The sequence below is a fragment of the Propionivibrio sp. genome (genome assembly GCF_017995515.1).
GTDB lineage: Bacteria > Pseudomonadota > Gammaproteobacteria > Burkholderiales > Rhodocyclaceae > Propionivibrio.
Window position 1 is genome coordinate 1 of sequence record NZ_JAGOIT010000129.1, and the last position, 8,553, is coordinate 8,553.

9 protein-coding genes are annotated in these 8,553 nt (G+C 64.4%); 7 read left to right on the plus strand and 2 right to left on the minus strand.

What is annotated here, in order from left to right; genetic code table 11:
• The 6 genes from KBA32_RS15355 to KBA32_RS15380 form a co-directional block, all read left to right on the plus strand.
• Positions 1–1,023 (plus strand): glycosyltransferase (locus tag KBA32_RS15355; protein WP_294360717.1); only part of this gene is annotated, 1,023 nt, incomplete at its 5' end.
• Entirely contained in the window at positions 1,020–1,844 is an 825-nt protein-coding gene (locus KBA32_RS15360; RefSeq protein WP_294360719.1) for a polysaccharide deacetylase family protein, read from the plus strand. The genes KBA32_RS15355 and KBA32_RS15360, both read left to right, overlap by 4 nt.
• On the plus strand, positions 1,841–2,830 hold the full coding sequence (locus KBA32_RS15365) for an ELM1/GtrOC1 family putative glycosyltransferase (protein ID WP_294360721.1): 990 nt from the start codon (positions 1,841–1,843) through the stop codon (positions 2,828–2,830). The genes KBA32_RS15360 and KBA32_RS15365 overlap by 4 nt, the downstream gene beginning before the upstream one ends.
• Entirely contained in the window at positions 2,827–3,936 is a 1,110-nt protein-coding gene (locus KBA32_RS15370; RefSeq protein ID WP_294360723.1) for a glycosyltransferase, read from the plus strand. The genes KBA32_RS15365 and KBA32_RS15370 overlap by 4 nt, the downstream gene beginning before the upstream one ends.
• Positions 3,937–3,942: 6 nt before the next feature.
• Complete coding sequence (locus KBA32_RS15375) at positions 3,943–4,749, plus strand: glycosyltransferase (RefSeq protein WP_294360724.1); 807 nt, start codon at positions 3,943–3,945, stop codon at positions 4,747–4,749.
• Positions 4,750–6,018: an O-antigen ligase gene (locus tag KBA32_RS15380; RefSeq protein WP_294360726.1), complete on the plus strand. Its 1,269-nt coding sequence runs from the start codon at positions 4,750–4,752 to the stop codon at positions 6,016–6,018. It abuts the gene before it with no gap.
• On the opposite strand, the gene KBA32_RS15385 is transcribed toward KBA32_RS15380, so the two are convergent.
• Together KBA32_RS15385 and KBA32_RS15390 are read right to left on the minus strand one after the other, a co-directional pair.
• Positions 5,960–6,760: a glycosyltransferase family 25 protein gene (locus KBA32_RS15385; protein WP_294360728.1), complete on the minus strand. Its 801-nt coding sequence runs from the start codon at positions 6,758–6,760 to the stop codon at positions 5,960–5,962. The two genes, KBA32_RS15380 and KBA32_RS15385, sit on opposite strands and share 59 nt — an antisense overlap.
• 115 nt (positions 6,761–6,875) lie before the next feature.
• Complete coding sequence (locus KBA32_RS15390) at positions 6,876–7,949, minus strand: glycosyltransferase (protein WP_294360730.1); 1,074 nt, start codon at positions 7,947–7,949, stop codon at positions 6,876–6,878.
• Positions 7,950–8,192: 243 nt separating this feature from the next.
• Between KBA32_RS15390 and KBA32_RS15395 the strand changes: the two genes are divergently transcribed.
• Positions 8,193–8,553: helix-turn-helix domain-containing protein (locus tag KBA32_RS15395; protein ID WP_294360732.1), on the plus strand; the 361-nt coding region annotated here is incomplete at its 3' end.

The following is an 8,553-nucleotide window of genomic DNA, read 5'->3' on the forward strand; positions in this document are numbered from 1 at the left end:
GAATCGGTAGTGCTGTCCAAGGGCGGGCGGCTGGTCGAGCAACTGCAGCGCGAAGGCTCACGCCACATCGCGCGCGACCTCGGCCGCAAGTCGCCGGCCACCTTCCTGCAGTACCGCGCGCTGCGCACGCTCTTCGAGCAGGAGCGCTTCGACATCGTCCACGCCCGCTCGCGCCTGCCCGCCTGGGTGGCCTGGCTCGCGTGGCGCAGCATGCCGGTAAACGCCCGGCCGCACTTCGTCACCACGGTACATGGGATGCACTCGGTCAGCCGCTACAGCGCCATCATGTGTGCGGGCGAGCGCGTGATCGCGGTCAGCGACACGGTGCGCGACTACCTCCGCACGCACTACCCGCCCAGTCGCTGGCCGCACCTGGCGGACGAGCGCATCACGGTGATCCCGCGCGGCATCGATCCGGCGGAGTTTCCGCGCGACTACCAGCCGGCGGATGAGTGGCTGGCGCGCTTCCACGCCGAGTTTCCGCAGATTGCCGGGCGCAAGGTGCTGACGCTGCCGGGGCGGCTGACGAGGTTGAAAGGCCATCACGACTTCATCACCCTGGTCGGCAAGCTGGTCGCGGAAGGGCTGGATGTGGCCGGGCTGATTGTCGGCGGCGAGGACCCGAAGCGGCCGGGCTATGCAAAGGAGATCCGCGAACGCGTGCAGGCGGAAGGCCTGGGCGAGCGCATCGTGTTCACCGGGCACCGCAGCGACGTGCGCGAGATCTATGCGATCTCGGACTGCGTGCTGAGCCTGTCGAGCACGCCGGAATCGTTCGGGCGCACGGTGCTGGAGCCGCTGGCGATGGGGCGGCCCGTGGTGGGGTATGCGCACGGGGGGGTGGCGGAGATTCTCGGCGAGCTGTTTCCGCATGGGGCGGTGGCGAAGGGCGATGTCGCGGCCGCCACGGCGCGGGCGGCGGACGTGGTCGCCGGGCGGACACCGGTGGTGGAGCTCAACACGCGCTTCCTGCTGGAACGCATGCAGGCGCAGACGCTGGCGGTGTACGGAGCACTCGCATGACCCTGTGGCTCGTCCTCGGCGCGGTGCTTGCCGCCGGCTGGTTCTCGAACCGCTACGCCTGGTGGCGTCGACCAGTGGATTGGCGCCATCCGCGCGTGCTGATGTACCACATGGTCAGCCCGCACCGTTCGGGCGCGAAATTCAACGGTCTGCGCGTGACGCCCGAGCGCTTCGAGGCCCAGCTCGCCTGGCTACAGCGCGAGGGCTGGTACTTCTTCACCGTCAGCGAACTTTGGGAACAGTGGGACACGCTGCCCGAGAAGAGCGTCGCGATCACGTTCGACGACGGCTACGCCGACAACCTGCACAACGCGCTGCCGGTGCTCGAGAAATACGGCGCGAAGGCGACGATCTACATGGTCGTCGACCGCCACGAGCGCGACTGGTCCACCGCCAAGAAGGCGCACCACGACACGGGCGAACTCACGCGCGAGCCCAAGCTCAGCGACGAGGAACTCCAGCGCCTGGTTGCAAGCGGCCGCATCGAGATCGGCTCGCACACGCTCACCCACATCAACCTGCGCACCACGGCCGCGGACGACAAGCGCCGCGAACTGGTCGAATCCCGCCGCCTGCTGCAGGCGCAGACCGGACAGGCGGTGGCGAGCTTCGCCTATCCCTTCGGGATCTACGGCGACGAGGACGTGGCCCTGGCGCGCGAAGCCGGCTACACGACGGCGGTCACCACCATCGACGGCATCGACGCCCGCACCCCGCGCCCGGATCCGCTGCAGCTCAAGCGCATCAAGGTCAGCGGCAAGGACAACATGCTGGCCTTCGTGATGCGCATGCGCGGCGGCAAGCGGGGGTGGAGGAAGTGAGCCCGATCAACGTCTGGCTGCTCAGCGACGGCGCACCCGGCCACCTCAGCCAGAGCCGCGGCATCGTCGACGCGCTCGCCACCCGGCGCGCCGTGGAGGTCACGACGGTCGAGCTGAAGGTGCGCAGCACGCTGTGGAAGCGCCTCGGCCGCCTCGCGCTGCCGCGCATCCGCGACGCGGCGGCCTGGTTCCGGCGCATCTACGGCGTCGCGCCGCCCCCGGGCCGGCCCGAGCTGATCGTCTCCTCCGGCGCCAACACCCTGCTCGCCAACGCCCTGCTCGCCCGCCTGCACCGCGTGCCGAACGTCTATAGCGGCACGCTCAAGGGCTACGACCCGGCCGCGTTCGACTGCGTGTTCAGCGTGGTGCCGTTGGGCGTGGCCTGCAACCATGTGCTGCCGCTGCCGCCGGTACCCGGCGAGCTCGCCCGTCCGCTGCCCGCAGCGCCCGGCGGCGAGCGGTTGATCGCGGTGCTGATCGGCGGCGACGGCGCCGGCTACGCCTTCAATGATGAAGACTGGCGCGCTTTCGCCGACGGCCTCGCCACGCTTGCCCGGCGCGAGGGCGCGCGCCTGCTGCTGACGACCTCCCGCCGCACCGGCGCGGCCGCCGAGACCCTGCTGCGCGAGAACCTGCCCGCCGAACTCCTCGCCGACGCCGTGTGGTGGTCGCAGGCGCCGCGCAAGGTGATGCGCGACTTCCTCGCCGCCGCGCAGGCGATCGTGGTCACCGAGGACAGCCTCAGCATGGTGGCCGAAAGCCTCTACTCCGGCCGGCCGGTGCTCTCGGTCGCGCCCGCCGTCGCCCAACCCAATGCCAACGACGGCGCTGCGTTGCAGGGCTATGTCGAACGCGGGCTCCTCGCGCGCACTCCGATCGCCGGACTAGCCGACGCCGCCTTTCCGTCGCGCACGGCGGCGATCCCGGACGTCCAGGCCGAGATCGCCGAAGTCGTGCTGCCGCTGCTGGAGCGCTCCGCCGCATGAAGAAGAACGTGCTGATCTGGGGCCGCTACGGCAACTACGGCCCCGACTACCCGCGCAACCGCGTCATCGAATCGGTGCTGCGCAGCCTCGGCTGCGAGCTCAGCCGCTTCCTGCCCACGCTCTCGGCCACCGCCGACATCGAATACGCCCTTCGGAATACCCTGCGCCGCGGCCCGCACCCAGACCTCGTCTGGGTGCCCTGCTTCCGTCAGCGCGACCTTGCCGCCGCCGCGCGCTACGCCCGCCGCCACCGCATCCCGCTGGTGTTCGACCCGCTCATCAGTGCCTACGACAAGCAGGTCCACGAGAAGCACAAGTTCGCCGCCGACAGCGCCAAGGCGCACAAGCTGCTCGCCTGGGAGTCGCGCCTGTTCAACCTGCCCGACTGGCTGATCGCCGACACCGAAGGCCACGCCGACTACTTCCACGCCAATCACGGCGTGGCGCGCGAACGCATCCGCGTGATCCCGGTCGGCGCCGAAGAGGCGCTGTTCACTCCGCAGCCCTGGCTGCAGAAACCCGCCGACGCGCCGCTCGAGCTCGTCTTCTTCGGCACCTTCATCGGCCTGCAGGGCGTCGACGTGCTGGCCCAGGCCATCCTGCAGTACGACGGCCCGCCCACCCACTGGCGCCTGATCGGCGAAGGCCCGATGAAGGCCGACTGCGAGCGCCTGCTCGCCCCGCTAGCCGGCGCCACCGGCCCCAACCGCGTCAGCTTCGAGGGCTGGGGTCCGCTACCCGAACTGCCTGCCCGGCTCGCCAGCGCCGACGCCATCCTCGGCATTTTTGGCACCAGCGACAAGGCGCTGCGGGTGATTCCGAACAAGGTGTACCAGGGGCTGGCGATCGGACGGGCGGTGATTACGGCGGCGACGCCGGCCTTCCTGCCGGACCTGCGTGCGAACGAAGGGCATGGCTTGTTGTGGGCCAAACCCGGTGATCCGGGTAGCATCTGCGACGCCGTGCTGCGGCTCCATCAGCGGCGTGATGAACTGCCGTCACTCGGCAAGGCCGCGCGCGCAAGCTACGAAGCGCACTACTCGAATCGCGTGATCAGCCACGTACTTTGCGACCTGCTCAATAAAAATAATCTCACTTATGCCTAACGCCCGATGAGCCCCCTCATTTCCGTCGTCATCGCCAATTACAACTATGGCCGCTACCTGGCAGAAACCATCGAATCTGTCCTGGCGCAGACTTACCCCCACGTCGAGGTCATCTTCATCGATGACGGCTCGACGGATGACAGCCTGGAAATCGCGCAGCGCTATCCGATCACAGTCCTCGCTCAGCAGAACCAAGGGGTATCGACCGCCCGTAACAACGCAGCCCAATATGCGCGCGGCGAATACATACTTTTCCTCGACTCCGATGATTTGCTCTACCCCGACTCGCTCGAAGTCCTGCAGACGAGACTGGAAGCTGAAGAGCCTGCGGCAGGCTTCGCTTACGGCCAACTGCAGTATTTCGGTGAAAAGAACACCATCTTCAGCTCGCAAGCTTTCGATTCCAAGGCCCTGAGTCGTGAGAACTACATCCAAACCAGCGCGCTGATCAGGCTCGCCGCATTCAACGCAGTGGGTGGCTTCGACCGCGGATTCGATCTGCGCGAAGACTGGGAGCTTTTTATCCGCCTTTGGCATTACGGCTGGAAGGGGGCATATCTCCCGCGACCCGTCATCCAATACCGAAAGCATCGCCCGAAAGCCCAAGTTCGCGCTCAAGGGAAGTTCCGCAAGCGCCTGTCAGAGGCAAAGCTCATCACCCTCTATCCAAAGTTTTTCTGGCAAAAGCTTGTCAGGCATCCCTTGCGCTATCTCATCTATCGAACACGATACAAAGTGGTCAATTTGATCGGCCGACATGGCCCGTCCGGTTCGGTCACGAAGATTCATCCCAAAACTGAAACTTCCGAATAAATGCTCGCCAGCCAGCATCTACCCACTCATTTTTCGAGTCCGTTTGAGCGCGCCCTACATTGGACTAACTCTGCACTCGTATTCTGGTTCTTCACTTTCCTAATCACCGGGCCCAAGACCTCATATGCAACGAGCACCCTGCTCGCGCTCAGCCTGGTCACACTGCCGCTCACGATGCGGACAGTGCCAACAGTCTGGAAGCAGGTCTCCCCGTGGCTGATCGGCCTCGGTGCGTATTGCGCTTATCAGATCATCTACCGACTGATCGATGGCGGCCTCGATGCCCGTATCGACCCCCCCGCACGCTATCTCGGCGCCATCCCCATCGTGTTTTACCTGTCACGGTATGGGTTCCGCATCGAAGCCGTGTGGGCGGGGCTCGCGGCCGGTTGCATCATCGGCGGCGTTGTGGGCATGCAGGAAGTGCTGATAGATGGTGCTTCCAGAGCGCAGGCAGGCCATCATCCAATTGCCTACGGCAGTCTCCTGGCCCTGATGAGCATGGCGGGATTGTATTTCGCGACAATTGCGAAAACACACATGTGGCGCGCCGTGCTAGGAGCAGGAGTGATCGCGGGCCTGATCGGCGTTCTGCTGTCAGGCACGCGTGGCCTGTATCCGGCGCTCATCGTGTGCTTCACCTACATTGGGTATCGCCAAATCAAGCGATTCGGAATTCCATTCAAGAGCGTTGCGCTCGCTGTCTGCGCTTCGCTTGCCATCATGGCGGCAATCGCATCTCAAGTCCCGGCGGTTCAGAAGCGCTTCGAGCAGACTCACTCGGAATACAGCCGACTCAGCAAGGGCAATCTCGAAACATCTTTCGGCCACCGGATACAGATGTGGCATGCGGGGCTATATATCATTTCGCAGCGCCCTTTATTCGGCCTTGGCCCTGACGTTACGAGGCGACTCGATTTTGCGCGCGAGTTCATGGAAAAGAACAGACTCAACAAATCGGTCCTCACACGGTACGACCACCTTCACAACCTGTACATCAACGAAACCGCAACCTTTGGCTTCGTCGGCCTGGCTGCACTCGTTGCGCTCCTCTACGGCGCTTTCGGAAGGCTCACCGGTGAGGCAAGGCACATAATGACGATTGCAGTCCTCATCATCCTCGTCGAAGGTTTAACTGAAACCGTACTCAACCATCACCGCTTCATGATGGCCTTCGTCATGCTCGCCACAATGTTGCAGGCCGAGCAATTCAGACGCGCTTCGCTGGCCAACCAGACGGCATCCGATGCTGCCCAAGCCCCCAGATAGGGCGGTAGTAAATCGCGTCAGTGATCTGCCTTCCCCATTTATCAAGACGTGAAACAAGTTTGCGCGACCTGCCCGAAGCCACTTCGACCTGACGCCTGTCGTGCTCCAGCTGCGAGGGGGCTGTCTCAAGGTAGCCGATACAGAACGGGTCCAATCCTCCAAGCTCCACACCGGCTAGCTTGCGATACGCCACCCAATCGTCCGCTGACAACCAGGCTGGCGAATTGACCCGCCGCATTGCTTCCGCGGCTGCACGGTTGACCACGTAGCCATACCCTTCCCAAGCGCGGCGAACCCTCACCAAGCGGTAGCCCAGCTCAAGGCTGCGTGCGCCGCGCTTGAGGAACGCCCGGATGGGCGTCAACAGTAACAACCGCGGCCTGGGCTGCAACAACCAGTCTCGAACCTGCGGACTGCGAAGAAGCGGAAGGACGTCCGGAAGCAGGACGGCATCGTCTTCCAGAATCAACGCGGAATCGTCCGAGCCAGCGAGTAGCCGTTCGTAGGCGCGAACATGACTCAGGGCACATCCAAGCTCGCCGGCCGTGAGCACGCGTCCATAGCGACGCACCGATCGAGCATCGTCTGCTCGCAGCGCACGCTCGCCAGCAGAAAGTGCGCTACCGCGAACAGCATCGATGACAACCGGGGAATCAAGGCCAAGATCCGCGAGGTGGCTCCACACTCGCCGACGGCGCTCGTGCGCCTCAGCCAGGTTAATGATGTAAGTGACGAAATCCACAGTCAGCCCCCGACTCAGGACGTCGAATCATCGTTCATGCAGCGCATGCAGAACCGCTTTATCGTGACGAACTCTCGAAGCCGAGACGCCGAAAGGCGCACTGCGCTTTCTATCCTCATGCTCGCGCCCTCGCTCTGGCACCATGACTTCGCGCAACCACGTCGCAGACATGACGATCGAGCAAAGACGCGATGACTTCATCGGAATAGCTGCGCTCCGCCTGTTCGCGACCTTTTGCCGCCAGCCGTCCACGCAGACTGGGATCATCATGCAAACGCCGGAGGGCGCGCGCCAGCGCGGCGGGGTCCATGGGCGGGACGACCAAGGCCGTATCACCGTCCTCGTAGCAACTCGATGGGCCATCGACGTCCGTGCCGATCAAGGCCTTGCGCCAGGCAAAGCTCTCGAGGATGGTGATGCCCTGGACATCCCATTCGGAGGTGAAGCACACGACGTCGAAACCGTTGAAGAACGACGCCTTGTCCTCAGGACCGATCCAGCCCGGGAAGTCGATGCGGTCGCGAATGCCCAGCGCCTCGGCCTGCGCCATCAGCGTCGTGCGCAGCTCGCCATCCCCGGCGATGGTCGCCCGGAACTGCATGCCCTCCCGAGCCAACAGGCCCAGCGCAGCAACCAGATGCTGAAACCCCTTGTTGGGCACCATGCGTCCGATCGCGCCGACGCTAAAAGCCGCGTCATTGCTGCGCACCTCCAACACGTCCAGCGGTGGCACCTGCACCGCATTGCTGATCACAAAAGCCGGCTTTTGCCCTCCTGTCGCTGCATCGACGATCCGCTTCATGTAGGGCGTGATGCAAAAGAACGCGTCTGCTTTCAGCGTGCGCTTGATATTGTGGCTGTGGTTGAAGGCGATCACCGGCACGCCGGACGGCGCCGCGCGCTTGAGCATGTAGATCGCCCGACCACTGTGGGCGACGATCGCATCGACACCCCGGGCACGGATCAATCGGCGAGCCCGGAAGCTCGCGAGCAGATCGTAATGACCCGAGTTGCGCAGGGTCACCACGTCGATGTTCGCCTGTCCGTAGTCGGGCACCTTGTCCGCATCCTCTGGCGCGATCAGCAGCGTCACACGATGCCCGCGGCCAGCCAGGAGCTCCGCCGTCTTGAGCGTCGCACCCCATCGCCCACCGGTGGAGTCACCATAAACCGCATTGAGTATGTGCATGAAACTGAGAGTCCCGCGTCGCAGCCAGATGAAGCCTGGCTGCGATTATAGACGCTCGCCTTCGAGCACTCGACCGGCATTACATTCCCCCGGCACACAAACCAACCGCCGCCCCACCCGCGTTCGATTTCGTCCAGCGCCAGATACGCGTCGCCATGCCCCTCGGATCTGACGACCGGTCTTTCCAGGCCCGCCAATCTCGAACAGCCAGCCTCGGCCGGATAGCGCAACCCGCCGTCCGTCATGTCAGCTCAGCCTGACAAACGACGCACCGCCCTTCGGCCTGCTCGTAATTTCGAACATAAAATCCTCTGCGCTCGATTTCACAATCATGAAAATCTCGCAATCCGCCGCCCTACCCCCCACCTGCTGGATCAAGCCACACAGATTGGTCGCCGCCTGGCACGACTACGCCTCGCCCGTGGCATCAAGCAGACCGATGCCGCGCTCCGTGCAGGCCTGTCGCGCAACACCGCCTACCGGATCGAGTGCGGAGACCCCGGGCTGGCGATCGGCCAGGTGCTGCGTTACCTCGACGCCATCGCCCCCGGCAGCACACTGCTGGATCTACTGTCCGAATCCGACCCCGCACTCGCCGCACTTG